Origin of the sequence: Janthinobacterium woesei (genome assembly GCF_051380875.1) — a bacterium.
GTDB lineage: Bacteria > Pseudomonadota > Gammaproteobacteria > Burkholderiales > Burkholderiaceae_D > Janthinobacterium.
The window spans coordinates 273805-290395 of the sequence record NZ_JBNYXW010000002.1 but is presented as its reverse complement, the minus strand read 5'-3'; the positions used below and the strand labels follow the sequence as shown (position 1 = coordinate 290395).

General features: G+C 58.5%; 16 protein-coding genes and 3 pseudogenes. 7 read left to right on the top strand and 12 right to left on the bottom strand.

Going from position 1 to position 16591, the window contains the following annotated elements:
* Positions 1-44 precede the first annotated feature (44 nt).
* Positions 45-1136 (bottom strand): porin, encoded by a 1092-nt coding sequence (locus ACQ4W6_RS03095; RefSeq protein ID WP_436565715.1) that lies wholly within the window; start codon positions 1134-1136, stop codon positions 45-47.
* 257 nt (positions 1137-1393) lie between these two features.
* On the opposite strand from ACQ4W6_RS03095, the pseudogene ACQ4W6_RS03090 reads away from it, so the two are divergent.
* Positions 1394-2411: pseudogene (locus ACQ4W6_RS03090) on the top strand (ABC transporter substrate-binding protein).
* Between the two features lie 201 nt (positions 2412-2612).
* Here the strand turns inward: ACQ4W6_RS03090 and ACQ4W6_RS03085 are convergent.
* The 3 genes and pseudogenes from ACQ4W6_RS03085 to ACQ4W6_RS25740 all read right to left on the bottom strand — a co-directional run.
* Positions 2613-2815, bottom strand: a pseudogene (locus ACQ4W6_RS03085) (IS110 family transposase); the annotation flags it as partial.
* Positions 2816-2995: 180 nt separating this feature from the next.
* Positions 2996-4636 (bottom strand): methyl-accepting chemotaxis protein, encoded by a 1641-nt coding sequence (locus tag ACQ4W6_RS03080; protein ID WP_436565714.1) that lies wholly within the window; start codon positions 4634-4636, stop codon positions 2996-2998.
* A 396-nt stretch (positions 4637-5032) separates the two neighbouring features.
* Positions 5033-5244 (bottom strand): annotated as a pseudogene (locus ACQ4W6_RS25740) (porin); the annotation flags it as partial.
* Between the two features lie 222 nt (positions 5245-5466).
* Here ACQ4W6_RS25740 and ACQ4W6_RS03070 point away from each other — a divergent pair.
* The 3 genes from ACQ4W6_RS03070 (at position 5467) to ACQ4W6_RS03060 (ending at position 8577) form a co-directional block, all read left to right on the top strand.
* Complete coding sequence (locus tag ACQ4W6_RS03070; RefSeq protein WP_436565712.1) at positions 5467-6645, top strand: ABC transporter substrate-binding protein; 1179 nt, start codon at positions 5467-5469, stop codon at positions 6643-6645.
* Positions 6646-7088: 443 nt separating this feature from the next.
* Complete coding sequence (locus ACQ4W6_RS03065; RefSeq protein WP_436565711.1) at positions 7089-7472, top strand: DoxX family protein; 384 nt, start codon at positions 7089-7091, stop codon at positions 7470-7472.
* Positions 7473-7482: 10 nt separating this feature from the next.
* Entirely contained in the window at positions 7483-8577 is a 1095-nt protein-coding gene (locus ACQ4W6_RS03060; RefSeq protein WP_436565710.1) for an FUSC family protein, read from the top strand.
* A 142-nt stretch (positions 8578-8719) separates the two neighbouring features.
* Here ACQ4W6_RS03060 and ACQ4W6_RS03055 read toward each other — a convergent pair whose 3' ends face one another.
* The 4 genes from ACQ4W6_RS03055 to ACQ4W6_RS03040 form a co-directional block, all read right to left on the bottom strand.
* Positions 8720-9118: a transposase gene (locus ACQ4W6_RS03055; RefSeq protein WP_495542717.1), complete on the bottom strand. Its 399-nt coding sequence runs from the start codon at positions 9116-9118 to the stop codon at positions 8720-8722.
* 391 nt (positions 9119-9509) lie between these two features.
* Positions 9510-11120 (bottom strand): glutamine-hydrolyzing GMP synthase, encoded by a 1611-nt coding sequence (guaA, locus tag ACQ4W6_RS03050; RefSeq protein ID WP_436565709.1) that lies wholly within the window; start codon positions 11118-11120, stop codon positions 9510-9512.
* 175 nt (positions 11121-11295) lie between these two features.
* Positions 11296-12756, bottom strand: a complete 1461-nt coding sequence (gene guaB / locus ACQ4W6_RS03045) for an IMP dehydrogenase (protein WP_436565708.1) — start codon at positions 12754-12756, stop codon at positions 11296-11298.
* Positions 12757-12783: 27 nt separating this feature from the next.
* Entirely contained in the window at positions 12784-13212 is a 429-nt protein-coding gene (locus tag ACQ4W6_RS03040; RefSeq protein ID WP_436565707.1) for a DnaT-like ssDNA-binding protein, read from the bottom strand.
* Positions 13213-13315: 103 nt separating this feature from the next.
* On the opposite strand from ACQ4W6_RS03040, the gene ACQ4W6_RS03035 reads away from it, so the two are divergent.
* Entirely contained in the window at positions 13316-13960 is a 645-nt protein-coding gene (locus tag ACQ4W6_RS03035) for a PEP-CTERM sorting domain-containing protein (protein WP_436565706.1), read from the top strand.
* Positions 13961-14113: 153 nt separating this feature from the next.
* Here the strand turns inward: ACQ4W6_RS03035 and ACQ4W6_RS03030 are convergent, their stop codons facing one another.
* From ACQ4W6_RS03030 to ACQ4W6_RS03020, 3 genes are all read right to left on the bottom strand, one after another.
* Positions 14114-14452: a hypothetical protein gene (locus ACQ4W6_RS03030; protein WP_436565705.1), complete on the bottom strand. Its 339-nt coding sequence runs from the start codon at positions 14450-14452 to the stop codon at positions 14114-14116.
* A gap of 186 nt (positions 14453-14638) precedes the next feature.
* Positions 14639-14935 (bottom strand): RnfH family protein, encoded by a 297-nt coding sequence (locus ACQ4W6_RS03025; RefSeq protein ID WP_436565704.1) that lies wholly within the window; start codon positions 14933-14935, stop codon positions 14639-14641.
* A complete protein-coding gene (locus ACQ4W6_RS03020) occupies positions 14928-15359 on the bottom strand; it encodes a type II toxin-antitoxin system RatA family toxin (protein WP_436565703.1) in 432 nt (143 codons plus the stop codon). Before ACQ4W6_RS03020 ends, ACQ4W6_RS03025 begins: the two co-directional genes overlap by 8 nt.
* Before the next feature lie 92 nt (positions 15360-15451).
* On the opposite strand from ACQ4W6_RS03020, the gene smpB reads away from it, so the two are divergent.
* Both smpB and ACQ4W6_RS03010 read left to right on the top strand, forming a co-directional pair.
* On the top strand, positions 15452-15901 hold the full coding sequence (gene smpB, locus ACQ4W6_RS03015; protein ID WP_034752217.1) for an SsrA-binding protein SmpB: 450 nt from the start codon (positions 15452-15454) through the stop codon (positions 15899-15901).
* A 15-nt stretch (positions 15902-15916) separates the two neighbouring features.
* Complete coding sequence (locus tag ACQ4W6_RS03010) at positions 15917-16072, top strand: hypothetical protein (protein ID WP_436565702.1); 156 nt, start codon at positions 15917-15919, stop codon at positions 16070-16072.
* Between the two features lie 129 nt (positions 16073-16201).
* Here the strand turns inward: ACQ4W6_RS03010 and ACQ4W6_RS03005 are convergent, their stop codons facing one another.
* Complete coding sequence (locus ACQ4W6_RS03005; RefSeq protein WP_436565701.1) at positions 16202-16510, bottom strand: H-NS histone family protein; 309 nt, start codon at positions 16508-16510, stop codon at positions 16202-16204.
* Between the last annotated feature and the right edge of the window lie 81 nt (positions 16511-16591).

Sequence of the window (16591 nt, the reverse complement as noted above, 5' to 3'; positions counted from 1 at the left end):
AGAGGCAACAAGGCCACCTCTACTTTTTAACGGCAAGGCGCCGCTTAGAACGTGTGACGCAAGCCGCCCATTAAGCCGTTTTGCGTCTTGCCAACACCGACCGTGCCGCCTGCATCGAGCGAGACCGCCGAAGCACCCTTGTTCTTCATCTGGCCGATCGAGGTGTACACCGCTGTACGCTTGGACAGGAAATAGGTCACACGCGCCACCAGCATACCGACATCCGAAGAGCTAGCCTTGGTGTCGCGGTACGCGACCTGGGCATCCAATATCAGCGCCGGCGTCAGCGGATGGCTGACCCCAAGGTAGTATAGATCCGAATCAACCCGACCGGTCGCTGCGCGCGTCTTGCGATCGACCACGCCGGCGCCGATCTTGGTCTGGCCCAGCATCGCGTAGGCATTCAGTGTCGCGCGCTTGTCGGTGTTGTCGCTGCTGGTCAGCCCGCCGGCAGCGCCGACGTTGCCATTCATGACATCGTACGAGGTGCTGACGCCAAATTCCTTGCTGTCATAGGCAAGCATACCGGTTACCTGGCGGCAAGCCTTGGCATTGCCCGCCACTTCGCCGGCGCAACCGGTCGCCGACGGGCCGCCCGCAGCGGATGCGTCGCGGCCGAAACTGTAGGTCGCACCCACCGTCACGCCGGAGAATACGCCGAGGTAACCGATCGCATTGTCGCTGCGCGCATTCGGCAGGTAGGCATCGATGCTGCCGATGGCGAACAGGTTCGGGCCCAGCACGTCAGCCTTCATCGGCGCAATGTAGCTCATGTTGACCTGGCGGCCCAAAGTGATCGTGCCGAACGCGCCCTTCAGGCCGACATTGGCCTGGCGGCCGAACAGGCGCCCGCCCTGCCCGATTGAACCGGTGTCGACGCCGAAGCCGTTTTCCAATACAAACACCGCTTGCAGGCCGTCGCCGAGGTCTTCGACGCCGCGAAAGCCAAGGCGCGACGGGAACGAACCCGTCAGCGAGGGCACTTTCGTGACCGAGTCGCCTGCTGCGTTGGCATTGGTCATGTAGGCCAAGCCGCTATCGACGATGCCGTAGACGGTCACCGAACTTTGCGCCATGGCCGTGCTTGCACACAGGCTGCCAAGCAATGTCACAGCACTGCGGGTTATCTTATTCATTGTGTTGTCTCCTCCGAGTTGTAAAACGGGATGCCCTGCAAATTGCAGAATTTTTTATATTATTATTTGTGCGTTAATCGAACAATGAGCTGCTTATCGAACGGCAATTGAGATACTATTGTTCCTGTGATGCATTGTCAAGAACACCGATATGATCCCACCAAGACACTGTCGTCCGCACGCGACAATACGGTCCTTTGCCGAACCGCATGCTAATTGAAGCTATAAATAAAACACACTGGAGACTGAAGACTGAAATGATGATGAAAAAAACAGCGGTACTGGCAATGTTGGCCGGAACAGCCATGCTCAATACGGGTTTGGCGCAAGCACAGGAGACCATCAAGGTTGGTGTCATCGCCCGTTTTCCGGCCCCTTTGCCGAATATGGCAAGCAAATGGAAGGCGGAATAAAAACTTACATGGCACAGCACGGTGGTAGCGTGGCAGGCAAGAAAATAGAGATCATCATCATGAATGCAGCCACCTCAGTCATCACCACCAAGTCCAACTACATCGCGCGTTTTTCCATGACGCTGCCACAGATCTCGGCACCAATGGCCACTTGGGCGGTGAAAAACAACATTAAGAAAGTAGTGACCCTTGTCGCCGACTACGGACCAGGCATCGATGCGGAGACTGCCTTCAAGGCAGAGTTGATCAAGGGTGGTGGCACGGTGATTGAGGTGATCCGCGTACCGCTGCGCAATCCAGATTTTTCTCCGTACATCCTGCGCATCAAGGATGCCAAGCCTGACGCAGTCTTCGTCTCGTACCGGCCGGCGAACAAAGCATCGCCTTCATGAAAGGCTACCGCGAACGGGGCCTGGCTGAAGCGGGCATCAAGGTGATCGCCACAGGCGGCCTGACGGATGACCATGTGCTGCCGGCGATGGGCACGGCGACCCTGGGCGTCATCACCACCTTTCACTACTCGGCGGCGCACAAGTCACCGGAGAACGCGGCCTTCCTGAAGAGTTTTGCCAGCGCCAATCCAGGCGCTGGCCGGCCGAACTTCATGGCTGTCGGCGCGTATGACGGCATGGCGGCAATCTATGCGGTGGCGCGCAAGTTGAACGGCAAGATCGATGGCCCGCAAGCCATGGCGGTGCTGAAGGGCATGAAGCTGAACAGCCCGCGCGGTCCGATCATGATCGATCCGGCGACGCGCGATATCGTGCAAACCGTGTATGTGCGCAAGGTGGAACAAGTCGGTGGTGAAATCTATAACGTGGAATTCGATCAATTCACAAACCAGAAAGATCCGGGCAAGTAAGGAGTACGTCACCTCCAGGCAAGATAGCCGCACACCACTGGCGGCGCGCGGCCATCCGTCGCGACAGGCCAACGATGTATGCAATATAAGCACCTGTTCGGATGTAGACCGCTCAAAGTTACGCAAAGGCGGCGCGGCGCTGGCATTCTGCTACGAGGCCGGCCCCTGTGGCTATGGCATTCATCGCCAACTCACGTAGCACTGGGCAGTACGTGCTTTCACCACCTTGCGCACCCGCTGCACCGCCAGAACCGCTTGCGGCGCTACGTCTTTGATCGATTCGGCCGCCCAACAGCCTCGCAGATCGCCTCAGCATCCGCGACATCGTTCATATTTGTCTTCACCCAGGGTTTGACGCATTGCGGCGCCATCAGGCGTACGGTGTGGCCCAGTTCCTGCAGCTGGCAGTGCCCAATGGTGGGTGAGTTACATAATAACAATAACTTAATTTGGCGCGGATAAGGATGGCCTCTTCGACCCGCGCCGCGTTCTGCTGGGTCACTTCGTCCATCTGTGGAAGAAGCGGCCAAGGAAGCGCTGGCCTGAAGCCCGCCTCTTTGGCTCTACCGAGGATGTCAGAACTGCTACCACTGGTCGCTGACAGCGGCCCGCGTAGACGCAATCCGTACTGGTGTGGCGACGCTGGCGCGCACTGGCGCCGCAAGTGTCACAGCACGCTGCGTGTCGAGCTTGAAGACGCTGACCGCGTGCGCTAGGTTGCCGGCCTGCTCGCGCAGCGAACCGGCGGCAGCTGCCGCCTGCTCCACAAGCGCGGCGTTCTGCTGCGTTACCGAGTCCATCTCGCCGATGGCCTGGTTGATCTGCTCGATGCCCGCTTCCTGCTCTTGGCTGGCGGCGGTGATCTCGCTCATGATGTCGGTCACGCGCGCCACACTGGCGACGATGTCGCCCATCGTCACGCCAGCCTGGTCGACCAGCTTCGAGCCGGTTTCGACCGCGGCGACCGAGTCGCCGATCAACACCTTGATTTCCTTCGCCGCGGCGGCCGAACGCTGCGCCAAGTTGCGCACTTCAGTCGCGACCACCGCGAAGCCGCGCCCCTGTTCGCCGGCGCGCGCCGCCTCGACGGCCGCGTTCAGCGCCAGGATATTGGTCTGGAACGCGATGCCGTCGATGACGCCGATGATGTCGACGATCTTGCGCGCCGAGGCGTTGATCGCACCCATCGTGTCAACTACTTGCGCCACTACCTGGCCGCCCTTGACGGCGACGTCCGAGGCGGAGCCGGCCAGCACATTGGCCTGGCGCGCATTATCGGCGTTCTGCTTGACGGTCGACGTCAGCTCTTCCATCGAAGACGCTGTCTCTTCGAGCGCGCTGGCCTGCTGTTCGGTGCGCGATGACAGGTCGAGGTTGCCGCTGGCGATTTCGTCCGACGCCGTGGCGATGGCATCGGTGCCGCTGCGTACTTCGCCGACGATCTTGTTCAGGCTGTCGTTCATGTGCTTCAGGGCCATCATCAGTTGGCCGGTTTCGTCGCGAGCGTTGATCTCGACCGTGCTGCTCAAGTCGCCGGAAGCGACCGTCTCGGCCAGCGCAACGGCGGCGCGGATCGGGCCGGTAATCGAACGCGTGATGTACCAAGCGACTGCGGCGCCCCCCAGGATCGCCAAGGCGCCGATGATCAGCATCAGGCGATAGGCGCTCGCATATTCCGCACTCGCTGCGGCGGCCGCGTCGCGAGCCAGTTTTTTCTCCAACAGCACGATCTCGTCGACGAGGCTAATGGCGGCCGCAAGTGCCGGCGTCGCCTCTTTCAACATGTGTTCGGTGGCCTCGGCCTTGGAGCCGGCCATGCCCAGCTCGACCGTCGTGTTGGTCTTCGGCTTGCCGGCCTTGATCGATTGATCAAGCTTCGCCAGCAGATCCTTCTCGTTGTCGTTCAGTGGCGTCGCGAGCAGGATTTTCTTTGCGGCGCCATAGCGCGCGCGGGCCGCCCCCAGTCTTTCACCTTGCGCCTTTAACTCCGACGGGTCGACCAGCAGCACGATATTGGCTATCGCCAGCGAGATATCGCGGAAACCTTCGCCCATCGCGCTGGCCGAGGAAATCTTCACGTTGTGGTTGTCGACGATCTGCGTCATGTGCGCCTCGATCCGGCCCATCGAGGCCAGGCCCAGGGCGCCGACCGCGGTCAGCAAAGCAAGCACCAAGGCAAAGCCGAGCCCCAGGCGTGCACCGATTTTCAGATTTGATAATGACATGTTGCTCCTTGTCTAGTATTAACGGAAATTCAAACGAACGCAGATCGCCATCGCGGCGCCAGAGGTCTACTTAAGGCAAAAACAGAAAGTGGCAAATTGTTGATTCAACAGGTTCTTGTGGAACCCTTTCGTACCAACACATTTTTTCCTGTCTACATGCCGCTCCATGCCATCGAGCATCCCAATCAACTTGTTGTTGGTGTGCTTCTTTGTGGAACAGCAGTGGCAGCGAGCGCCTTGATCCAGCGCTCTCGGCGTGGCGCTATCTTTCGAGGCGGTCGTCGATGGCCGGCGAACCGGCGCCGTATTTGACGAACAGCAGGTAGCCACCGGCCATCGCCAGATTTTTCAAGAAATTGTTCATCTGGTTCGGATCGGCAAAGTTGGTGTGGCGTCGAGGCCTTCGACGCCCCTGAAGCCCAGGCGCGACGGGAACGAACTCGTCAGTGAAAGCATCGTGGTGATCGCGTCGCCTACGGCGTCGATGTTGGTCGTGTAGACCAGGCAGCTGCGAAGATGCCGTAGACGGTTACCGAGCTTTGCGCCATGGCAGTGCTCGCGCACAGGCCGCCCAGCGACGCCACTACGCTGCGAAATGTGTTATTCATTATGTTGCCTCCTCCGAATTGCAAAACGAATTACTTGCAAATTACATAATTTATATTGTTAATGATATGTACGACTATCGAACAATAGTCTGTTTATCGAACGACGATTGGGATATTATTGTTACTGTGACGCATTGTCAATAACGCAGTCAGGATCTGGCCTGCGACAGTGTCGTCCACACGCGACAGCAACGCCCACTACTCAACAAACTGGAGACTGAAATGACGATAAAAAAAACAGCTGCGCTGGCCATACTGGCCACAACGGCCATGCTGGGCGCGCCCCTGGCACAGGCGCAGGACACCATCAAGGTCGGTCTGATCGCGCCGTTTTCCGGCCCGTTCGCCGACTACGGCAAGCAGATGGAAGGTGGCATCAAGGCCTACATGGCGCAGCATGGCAGCACGGTCGCCGGCAAGAAGGTCGAAATCATCATGAAGGACACCACCGGCCCTGCGCCAGAGATCGCCAAGCGCCTGGCGCAGGAACTGGTGGTGCGCGACAAGGTTGACTTCCTGGCCGGCTTCGGCCTGACGCCCGAAGCGCTGGCCGTGGCGCCTATCGCCGAGCAGGCGAAGAAACCGATGATCATCATGAACGCGGCCACATCGGTCATCACCACCAAGTCGAACTACATCGCGCGGGTGTCGATGACGCTGGCGCAAAGCTCCGCGCCGATGGCGGCATGGGCGCTGAAGAACAACATCAAGAACGTCGTCACGCTGGTGGCCGACTACGCGCCGGGCATCGACGCCGAAGCCGCGTTCAAGGCGGTCCTGGTCAAGGGCGGTGGCACAGTGCCGGAAACGATCCGCGTGCCGCTGAAAAACCCCGACTTCGCACCCTACATCCAGCGCATCAAGGACACCAAGCCGGATGCGGTGTTCGTGTTCGTACCGCCGGGCGAGCACACCATCGCTTTCATGAAGGGTTACCGCGAACGCGGCTTGGCCGAAGCGGGCATCAAAGTGATCGGCACGGGCGACCTGACTGACGACCATATGCTGCCGGCGATGGGCGACGCAACCCTGGGCGTGATCACCACGTTCCACTACTCGGCGGCGCACAAGTCGCCTGAAAACGCAGCCTTCCTGAAGAGCTTCGCGAGCGCTAACCCGGGCGCCGGGCGGCCCAACTTCATGGCGGTCGGCGCGTACGACGGCATGGCGGCGATCTACGAGGTGGCGCGCAAATTGAACGGCAAAATCGACGGTGACAAGGCGATGTCGATCCTGAAAGGCCTGAAGCTGAACAGCCCGCGCGGACCGATCATGATCGACCCGGCCACGCGCGACGTAGTGCAAACCGAATACGTGCGCAAGGTGGAGAAGATCAACGGCGAGTTGTTCAACGTCGAATTCGATCGTTTCCCGGACCAGAAGGACCCGGGCAAGCAATAGCAGTACTGGGGTCGGGTCAGACATTCGGCCATTTTGTGAAAAGTGTCTGGATGTCCGGCCGCACCAACGTGATGATTGTGGGCGCCGACGAATTTTTGACCCAAGCTGCCGATTTTCGGTGATCCACGTTTGTAGCCGACAAACCGGCATGCAACAACGGTTCCAGATGTTTTGAGTTGGGTCAGTTGGAATCGGCAGCCTGGAGCAATTGGATGCCGGCGCCAACAGCGCCGTGCAAATGTGAACCTACCCTTCTAATGCGTGTTATATTTAATATCATAAAAACAGGGCTGCCTTGGTTCCCATGCCCATTGAGGGCCTGATGATGGCACGACCAGGACGATATCTGGAAGAGCCGTTTGTGCAGTGAAACATGTCTGGCTGGCGGTAATAAATGGCTGCGAGTCCCGCTCGTACAATATGACTAACCAAGGGAGCACAGAATGGACCAAGCATTGACGGTTTTGGCAAGATTTCTGATGTCGCTTATTTATATCGTATCAGGGTGGGGCAAGTTGACCGGATACAGCGGCACGCTAGGCTATTTTGCATCGATGGGCTTGCCTTTTCCCGCGGTGGTGACGCCGCTGGTCATCCTGATCGAACTTGGCGGAGGTCTGGCCTTGCTGGTGGGGTTGAAGACCCGCTGGGTGGCAGCCATCCTGGCCGCATTCAGCGTTGCTTCGGCTCTGATTGCGCACACCAATTTCGCCGATCCCAATCAGCTGAACAATTTCTTGAAAAACCTGGCGATGGCCGGCGGCTACCTGCTGTTCGTCAAGTACGGGGCCGGCTCGCCAAGTATTGATGCCAGGCTTGAGAAATAGGCGGCTGTACATGGCGGAGTTGGGCAAGTTGGCAAGGTTTCAGGCACTGCTGACGGAGGAACTGCGTCAACTGATGACGGTCCAGGCCAGCGACCGGGTATGGCAAATGCCGTTCGCGGCTGCACTCGCGTCGGGTTTGCCGCTCCTGATCGCCGCGTATTTCGATCGCCTTACGTACGGCCTGGTCGCATCGATCGGCGCCCTGGTATTTCTTTACCTGCCCAGCACGCCACTATCGCACCGCATGGTATCACTGATGGCGTGCTCGTTCGGCATGATCGCCTGCTACACCTTGGGGCTGATGAGTCATCTGTATCCGCCATCGATGATGCCGGTCATTGTTTTCATTGCTATCCTGGTGACAATGGTCTGCCGCTTCTACAACATAGGGCCGCCCAGCAGCCTGTTTTTCATTATGGCGGCAGCGATTGGCGCTTACTCGCCGATCGCGCTGCCGCAACTGCCGTTGATGGTCGGGATATTCACCATGGGTTGCCTGCTGGCCTGTCTGGTCGGTTTCGTCTACAGCGTGTATATGTTGCGGCGACATGCCCCCAAGCCGGTGCCGCACCTGCAAGCGCCGACCTTCGATTATGTTGTGCTCGACGCTGTAATCATTGGCATTGCGGTGGGCGTTTCGCTGGCTGCGGCCCAACTGCTGCATTTGGAAAAGGCCTATTGGGTGCCTGTCAGTTGCATGGCGGTGATACAGGGCGCATCATTGCGCGCCGTCTGGACCAAGCAGTTGCACCGCTTGATCGGTACCGTCATCGGCCTGTTGCTGTCCTGGGGACTACTGTCGCTGCCGCTGAATCAATGGTCTCTTTCAATAACGATGATGGTGCTGACTTTCCTGATCGAGTTGATCGTGGTGCGGCACTATGCGTTCGCGGTGATCCTCATCACGCCCCTGACGATCCTGCTTGCGGAAGCAGCCACGCTGGGGCACGGGTCGCCATCGCTGCTGATCCAGGCGCGCTTTATCGATACCATGCTGGGGTGCGCGATCGGCCTGGCAGGCGCAGTCTGTCTGCATAGCCCAGGCTTTCGCGCCGCGGCGGGCGAATTGTTACGACGATTGATTCGCTTACCGCCGATTCCTTAGGGCACCTCGAATAAGCGGAAATTCGAAGCTGGGGGGAAGAAATAGCGGCATGAAAAGCGATAACGCCGCCAATTCGGCTTAGCTCATGGCCATTTTATTCTCCGAATCTGCCTTTTTCGGCAGTCCGAATGGACCTCGGGCGTCAGAACGCCACGATCTTGGCCTCTTTCAGATAGGAAAGACGCTGCAGCTTGTATGCGGCGGCTTTCCAGTGTAGATGCAGCGTGGCGCGCGCCAGACCGATCGAGCGCAGCACCTTGTCGCCCATCTGTGCCAGACCGGCAAAGACGTGTTCGACGCGCGCACGGGTCTTGGCGATGCGCTTATTACGGCGCTCCTGTGTTTCCGAGATCGGCTTGTTTTTGCTTCCCTTGCGCTGGATGTGCATACGCCAGCCTTGCCCTTTCAGCCGCATCTCACGCTCGCCATCGACATAACCCTTGTCGGCATCGATGTCGCAGTTGGTGCTGGCCGGGTCAATCACCTCTTCAAAGTGCAGGGTGTCGTGTTCGCTGGCGGTGCTGATCTTGATCTTGCGAATGACGCCGTCGCCCTTTCAGGCATGAGACGAGATCGCCCCAGGTAAGAACGCACTCCTTCCCTGCACAACCGCCGGATTTACGCCGCCTGATCTTTGACCACAAGAGCTTCGCGGTTTCTGGCCCGCTCGCCCTGATCGGCACCGCCTTCTATCCCGTTCTTGTTCATCGGCTCGCAGTTTCGCTCCGTGCCGTGCCGCATGCGACACGTCCCCACGGTCGGTCGCCCTTCCGCAGTTGCGCTTCACTTCGTTCGCTGTGGTCAGCTTACGGCGGGACTTTCACCCACAAGAGTGCGCCCATGCTGGGCGCACAAAAGAAAAAGCCCCTGAAAAATCAGGGGCTTGGTCTCATCCATTTACCCGACGATGCCAGAGGCTGCCGGAAGCTGGATCATTCCCACTCAATGGTCGCCGGCGGCTTGCCCGAGATATCGTACACGACGCGGTTGATGCCGCGCACTTCATTGATGATGCGGTTCGAGACCTTGCCCAGCAAGCTGTGCGGCAGGTGCGCCCAGTGGGCCGTCATGAAGTCTTGCGTTTGCACGGCGCGCAGGGCCACCACGTACTCGTAGGTGCGGCCGTCGCCCATCACGCCTACCGATTTGACGGGCAGGAAGACCGCGAAGGCCTGACTGGTCGCTTCGTACCAGTTCGCTGGCAGCGCATCCGGATCGACGGCCTGGCCGGCAACGAATTCATATGGCGTGTTGCGCAGCTCTTCGATGAAGATGGCGTCGGCGCGGCGCAGCAAGTCGGCGAAGTCTTTCTTGACTTCACCGAGGATGCGCACGCCCAGGCCCGGGCCCGGGAACGGGTGGCGGTAGACCATGTCATGCGGCAAGCCCAGGGCGACGCCCAGTTTGCGCACTTCGTCCTTGAACAGTTCGCGCAGCGGTTCCAGCAATTTGAGCTTCATGGTGTCCGGCAAGCCGCCCACGTTGTGGTGGCTCTTGATGGTCTGGCCCTTCTTGCCCTTGCCGGCCGATTCGATGACGTCCGGGTAAATCGTGCCTTGCGCCAGCCATTTTGCATTGACCAGCTTGCCCGACTCGACCTGAAACACTTCGACGAATTCGCGGCCAATGATCTTGCGCTTCTGCTCGGGGTCAGAGACGCCCGCCAAATGGCCCATGAACTGGTCTTCCGCGTCGACGCGGATGACTTTCACGCCCAGGTTCTTGGCGAACATGTCCATCACCATCTTGCCTTCGTCCAGGCGCAGCAGGCCGTGGTCGACGAAGACGCAGGTCAGCTGGTCGCCGATGGCGCGGTGAATCAGGGCAGCGGCCACGGACGAGTCGACGCCGCCGGACAGGCCCAGGATGACGTCATCGGTGCCCACTTGCGCACGAATCTTTTCTACCGCTTCGCTGATGTAGTCGGGCATGTTCCAGTCCGATTTGCAGCCGCAGATTTCATGCACGAAACGGCCGATGATGGCCTTGCCCTGCACCGTGTGCGTCACTTCCGGGTGGAACTGCACGCCGTAGAACTGGCGCTCTTCGTCAGCCATGGCGGCGATCGGGCAGCTAGGCGTGTTGCCCATCAGCTTGAAGCCCGGCGGCATTTCAAGCACCTTGTCGCCGTGGCTCATCCATACTTTCAGCATGCCGTGACCTTCGTCGGTGACGAAGTCGGCGATGCCGTTCAACAACTTGGTGTGGCTGCGGGCGCGCACTTCGGCGTAGCCGAATTCACGCACCAGGCCGTTTTCCACTTTACCGCCCAGCTGGGCCGCCATGGTTTGCATGCCGTAGCAGATGCCCAGCACGGGCACGCCCAGCTCGAACACGGCTTGCGGCGCGCGCGGCGAATCGCCGTCCAGGGTGGAATTGTGGCTGCCCGACAGGATCACGCCGGCGGCGCCATAGTTGCGCACGAATTCGTCGCTGACGTCGTACGGGAAGACTTCGGAAAACACGCCGGAATCGCGCACGCGGCGGGCGATCAACTGGGTGACTTGGGAACCGAAATCGAGAATGAGGATTTTAGAATGCATGATGGGGGCTTTATCTGGTGTCATTACAAAACCGGCGCACTAGGCGCCGGTCAGGTCTGTCGCTACCACAATAGCGTAGCTGGAAAACTGTTCAGGGCAAGGCGCAGTGCCGAAGACAGTACGAATAGTACGGCGAGGCACTGGAACGCAGCCATGGACAGTTTCTCCAGGACGCTTACTCGGAGCGGTAGTTTGGGGCTTCCTTCGTGATCTGCACATCATGGACATGCGATTCGCGCATGCCGGCCGATGTGATTTCCACGAATTCCGCTTTTTCGCGCAGTTCGTCGATGGTGGCGCAACCGCAGTAACCCATCGATTGACGCACGCCGCCCACCAGTTGGAAGATGATCGCCAGCACGCTGCCTTTATAGGCGACGCGGCCTTCGATACCTTCAGGCACGAACTTGTCGGCCTTCATGGTGGCATCCTGGAAATAGCGGTCAGCCGAACCATCGGACATCGCGCCCAGGCTACCCATGCCGCGGTACGATTTGTAGCTGCGGCCCTGGTACAGGATCACTTCGCCTGGAGCTTCTTCCGTACCGGCAAACATGGAACCCATCATGACGGTCGAGGCGCCAGCTGCCAGCGCTTTCGAAATGTCGCCCGAGAAGCGGATACCGCCGTCGGCGATACATGGCACGCCTGTACCTTCCAGTGCTTCGGCCACGTTCGAGATAGCCGTGATTTGCGGCACGCCCACACCGGCGACGATACGCGTGGTGCAGATCGAGCCAGGGCCGATACCGACCTTGACCGCATCGGCGCCGTATTCCACCAGCGCCTTGGCGGCAGCGGCGGTAGCGATGTTGCCACCAATCACTTCCACGTGCGGATACTTGGTCTTGATCCAGCGGACGCGGTCCAGGATGCCTTGCGAGTGGCCGTGGGCCGTGTCGACCACCAGCACGTCGACACCGGCGGCGACCAGCAGGTCGATGCGCTCTTCATCCTTGACGCCAACGCCGACGGCAGCGCCGACCAGCAGCTTGCCCTGGCTGTCTTTCGACGCGAATGGGTGCGACGTCGATTTCTGGATATCCTTGACGGTGATCAAGCCGCGCAATTCAAATGCGTCGTTGACGACCAGCACGCGCTCGAGGCGGTGCTTGTTCATCAGGCGCTTGGCTTCAGCCGTATCGGCCCCTTCGCCAACGTACACGAGCTTGTCGCGCGGGGTCATCTTGGCGGAAGCTTCCGCATCGAGTTCCTGTTCGAAGCGCAAGTCGCGGTTGGTGATAATGCCGACCACTTCCTTGCCCTTGACGACAGGGAAACCGCTGATGCCGTATTGTTCCGTCAGGGCGATCACGTCGCGGATTTTCATGTCCGGCGGAATCGTGATCGGATCGCGCAGCACGCCTGCTTCGAAACGCTTCACGCGGGCCACTTCACGCGCCTGGTCTTTCGGATTCAAATTCTTGTGAATGATGCCGATGCCGCCTTCCTGGGCCATCGCGATCGCCAGGCGGGCTTCCGTCACCGTGTCCATGGCTGCGGACAGCAAGGGAATATTCAGGGTGATATTGCGGGTCAGGCGAGTTTTTAGGGACGTATCGGCGGGCAGAACGTTGGAGTAGGCTGGGACGAGCAGCACGTCATCGAATGTGAGTGCTTTTTGAAGTAGACGCATAGCATTTCCTATTGGCGCAAAAGCAGATTATACAGAAATTCTCGCTCCCTGTCTTAAACCTTTACAAACCACTGTGGCCATAGTGCAGATGGAAAGAGGGACTTGAATTGCCTGCCTGGAAAGGGCTGGAATGGTCTGCGTTTTCGCCCACGTTTCGCCCAAATTTTGAAGCCTTCTTGCCCCGCCCTGCTCAATCACCTCCAGCGCTCCCTCATACTTTCGCCCGTGCGGCCAGTCCAGCGCCTGATGCGAATACACGCGGCGTCCGGCCCAGCGCGTGCGGTAAGTAGGCATGAAGATCATTGCCTTGCGCAACGCGATTTCCTTGGCTGCCTGGTCCAGCGCCGACAATGCGGCCAGGCCCAGGCTGGCGCAACGGGCGTCTGCCGCGGCAATGCCGGCGTAGGAGTCGGCATTAGGCAGGCCGGTGCCAGATTCTATGATGACCACAATCATTCCTGCTGTTTTAATAATAAAAATCTATACCCTAAATACGTCATGAAAATTATCGTATAATTAATTTTAGTACCTTTCTAACATCAAAAATACGGGGGAAAAAATGAACTTACCTGTCGTTATAAAAATGGCACTCAGCGCTCTCATTTGCTGTGCCTCTATCCATGCACAAGCCACGACCTATTCCAACGTCGGGACAATAGGTAATGGAATCAACTCCCTCGGCGCTCCTGACACGACCAGTTATGGCGAAACTTTCACCTCACTCGGCGGAGTACTTCAAGATTTCACCTTTTATGCGAATTCAGGTGCTAGTGGCAACGTCGGATTGACAATTGCAGCCTGGGATGGCAGCAAAGCCATCGGGCCCGCCTTGTACACCAGTTCACCCATCGCGTACGCCGGCGGCATCCAGACGCTCGGAGCAAATGGAATCAATTTGACATTACAGGCCAATGCAGATTACATCGCATATTTAACAGTCGCGGGCATCACCAATCCAATTTCAAGCGTGACGATGCAAGGATCAACCGGCGACGGTGGCTTGGCAGGTAATTTCGTATATCTGAATTCCGATGGCGCCAATCCCCTTGGTTTGGATCAGGCGTGGAGCAACTTTTATGTAAGCAATATGACCTATACGGCGAATATCACCGCCGCCGTACCTGAGCCGGAAACCTACGCCATGCTGCTGGCAGGCCTGGGCCTCCTCGGCTTCTTGGCTCGTCGCAACGCCAAGTCGGCTTAATCGAAACCGGCGCCTGGCACGATGGCGCCGGTTTCGTTGCCAGTCACGACTGACTCATGCAAGCGCCCAGCAGCGCTTGCAATTCAGCCTTGTTTGCTGTTGCGGGGTATTTGATGCCCTTGTCATCCAGCGCAGTCTGCAGTTGCTCCTTGCTCAGGCCGGTAACTTGCGAATTGGCGACAGCACCAGCAGCCAGGGCTGCCGCTTAGTCGCGCAGACGCTGCGCTTCGACTTCGTTGGCGCGGGCTTGATCGGCCAAGCGCTGCTCCAGGTCGGCAATGCGGTCTTTCTCGGCCGCCAGCTCATGCGCGCGTTCCAGCAACTGATCGCGGGCAGCCAGCAACTCGGCCATGGTCGGATGCGCTCGGTGGGCGCGCCCAGGTCCTGGTCATCGCCGTAAGGCTCGTGCACATCGGGATTGAAGTCGGTGCGATTGACGACGACGAAATCGCCCTGCGTGCGCGGATCTGTGGATTTGATTTTGATGGTCATGGTGAATTCCGGGTGAGCCCGACGGCGCCGACGCGCAAACCGGGCCGGGTTGAGGATCGGCCTGCAGTGCTTACGCGCCGATCAGGATGCCCATATGGCGCGGCGCCACTGCTTTCACTCCCCAGGCCAGATTGACGTCCCAGCGGACCGAGCGCTTGCCAGCAAGTTTGCCGCTACCCTGCCCGCTCATGCCTTGGCAGGCTTGCTGCTGGCGCGGCGCCGGCGCGCTTCTTTCGGATCTGCCTGCAAGGGCCGGTACACCTCCACGCGGTCATGCGCGCGCAAAACGGTGTCCAACGGCTTCTTCTTGCCATGGATACCGACCATATTGATGGCCAGGTCGATGCCGGGGATGTCCTGCAGCAAACCGCTCCGCTCCACCGCCTGTTGTATGGTGGTGCCCGCAGGCACCGTCAAGGCGCGCAAAAAGCTGCTAGCGGGCAAGGCATGGCAAACTTCCACCTCGATGCTGGGCTCAGCCATACACCGTCTCGGCGCGCTTGCAGAAGGAATCGACCATGCTGTTGGCGATCATGCCGAAGACGGGGCCGATGATCTGTTCCAGCACGCGGCTGGAAAATTCATAGTGCAGGTCCAGTTCGATCTTGCAGGCGTCGTCGCGCAGCGCCTTGAAGGTCCACACGCCATCGAGGGTCTTGAAAGGACCGTCCACCAGCTTCATCTTGATGGAACTGAAAGGCACGTTCTCGTTGGACGTGGTGAAGCTATGACGCACGCCGTGGTAATGTATGCCCACGCTGGCGACGACCGTACCCTCGCCACGCTCGCGTATCTCGGCCGCACCGCACCAGGGCAGAAATTTGGGATAATCTTCCACCGCCGCCACCAGCGCGAACATTTGTTCGGCGCTGTAGCCGAGAAAAACTGATTTATGTACTACTGCCATTGAAGAACCATTTGCTATGATGTTGGATATAGTGATTTTATCGCGCTTGCGCGAGACAGTAGTTTAACCGACCCGCGCACATTTACCATCTCATGACCATAGCAGACAACAGAAAAGCATTCCACGACTACTTTATCGAGGATCGCTACGAAGCGGGCATCGTGCTGGAAGGCTGGGAAGTCAAAGCCATCCGCGACGCCCGCGTACAAATCAAGGAAGCCTACGTCGTCGTCCGCGGCGACGAGCTATTCCTGTTCGGCGCGCATATCAGCGCCCTGCCGACCGCCTCCACCCATATCCACCCTGAAGCCGTGCGCACGCGCAAGCTGCTGCTGCACCGCACGGAAATGGATAAACTGATCGGCAAGGTCGAACGCTCCGGCTATACGCTGGTGCCGCTCAACTTGCATTACAAGGGCGGCCGCGTGAAATGCGAGATTGGCCTGGCCAAAGGCAAGAAACAGCACGACAAGCGGGCCGCTGAACGCGACCGCGACGGCGCGCGCGAAGTACAAGCCGCAATGAAGTCGCATCGCCGCTAATCCAGGCATGCATGCGTGCTGCAGCAATACCAACAGCCCGGCTATATGCCGGGTTTTATTTTAGCTATTGCCAATCACCGGCAGGAAAATAAAAGGCGAGGCAATAAACGCAAAGAGGATCAGGAAATAAATAAGGTGGAAGCAAAGAATGGCATTATCGAAATACCATGAAGATAAGCGGGGATGTCAGACTGGCCCGGCAGGCCAAAGACGTACAGATAAAGAAAGTTCCGGATGCTTGTATGCTGCTCTTTACCACACCTGCCACTACACAGGACAAGCATCCGAATGAATGGTCTATCAGACCTTCAGCAGATCACGCGACTTGCCCGAATCGGTCCATTCTTTGACCCATTTCGGTTGACGGCCACGGCCAGTCCATTGCTGCGTCGGATCATTCGGATTGCGATAGCGTACAGCGACGGTACCGGTTTTAGCGCGGATACCCGTACCAACCAGGTCTTTTACCGAAACACCGACACTTTGGGCAATCGCCAGGATTTGCTCGCGTGCTTTTGAGAGATCGTCCTGTTCGCGTTTTTTCATTTGCTTCTTGATGTCATCTTGCAGCGTACGCAGTTCGGACAGGGATAAGCTGGACAGATCCATGGTATTTCCTTTGTGTGAGTTGAAAAATATAACTGAACAGTTAAATTCTATCCAATTGTAACGCGACTGAGGTGATTTTTC

Coding starts and splice junctions, on each gene's coding strand:
- ACQ4W6_RS03095 (WP_436565715.1), bottom strand. CDS start 1,136: ATGAATAAGATAACCCGCAGTGCTGTGACATTGCTTGGCAGCCTGTGT.
- ACQ4W6_RS03080 (WP_436565714.1), bottom strand. CDS start 4,636: ATGTCATTATCAAATCTGAAAATCGGTGCACGCCTGGGGCTCGGCTTT.
- ACQ4W6_RS03070 (WP_436565712.1), top strand. CDS start 5,467: ATGACGATAAAAAAAACAGCTGCGCTGGCCATACTGGCCACAACGGCC.
- ACQ4W6_RS03065 (WP_436565711.1), top strand. CDS start 7,089: ATGGACCAAGCATTGACGGTTTTGGCAAGATTTCTGATGTCGCTTATT.
- ACQ4W6_RS03060 (WP_436565710.1), top strand. CDS start 7,483: ATGGCGGAGTTGGGCAAGTTGGCAAGGTTTCAGGCACTGCTGACGGAG.
- guaA (WP_436565709.1), bottom strand. CDS start 11,120: ATGCATTCTAAAATCCTCATTCTCGATTTCGGTTCCCAAGTCACCCAG.
- guaB (WP_436565708.1), bottom strand. CDS start 12,756: ATGCGTCTACTTCAAAAAGCACTCACATTCGATGACGTGCTGCTCGTC.
- ACQ4W6_RS03040 (WP_436565707.1), bottom strand. CDS start 13,212: ATGATTGTGGTCATCATAGAATCTGGCACCGGCCTGCCTAATGCCGAC.
- ACQ4W6_RS03035 (WP_436565706.1), top strand. CDS start 13,316: ATGAACTTACCTGTCGTTATAAAAATGGCACTCAGCGCTCTCATTTGC.
- ACQ4W6_RS03030 (WP_436565705.1), bottom strand. CDS start 14,452: ATGACCATCAAAATCAAATCCACAGATCCGCGCACGCAGGGCGATTTC.
- ACQ4W6_RS03025 (WP_436565704.1), bottom strand. CDS start 14,935: ATGGCTGAGCCCAGCATCGAGGTGGAAGTTTGCCATGCCTTGCCCGCT.
- ACQ4W6_RS03020 (WP_436565703.1), bottom strand. CDS start 15,359: ATGGCAGTAGTACATAAATCAGTTTTTCTCGGCTACAGCGCCGAACAA.
- smpB (WP_034752217.1), top strand. CDS start 15,452: ATGACCATAGCAGACAACAGAAAAGCATTCCACGACTACTTTATCGAG.
- ACQ4W6_RS03005 (WP_436565701.1), bottom strand. CDS start 16,510: ATGGATCTGTCCAGCTTATCCCTGTCCGAACTGCGTACGCTGCAAGAT.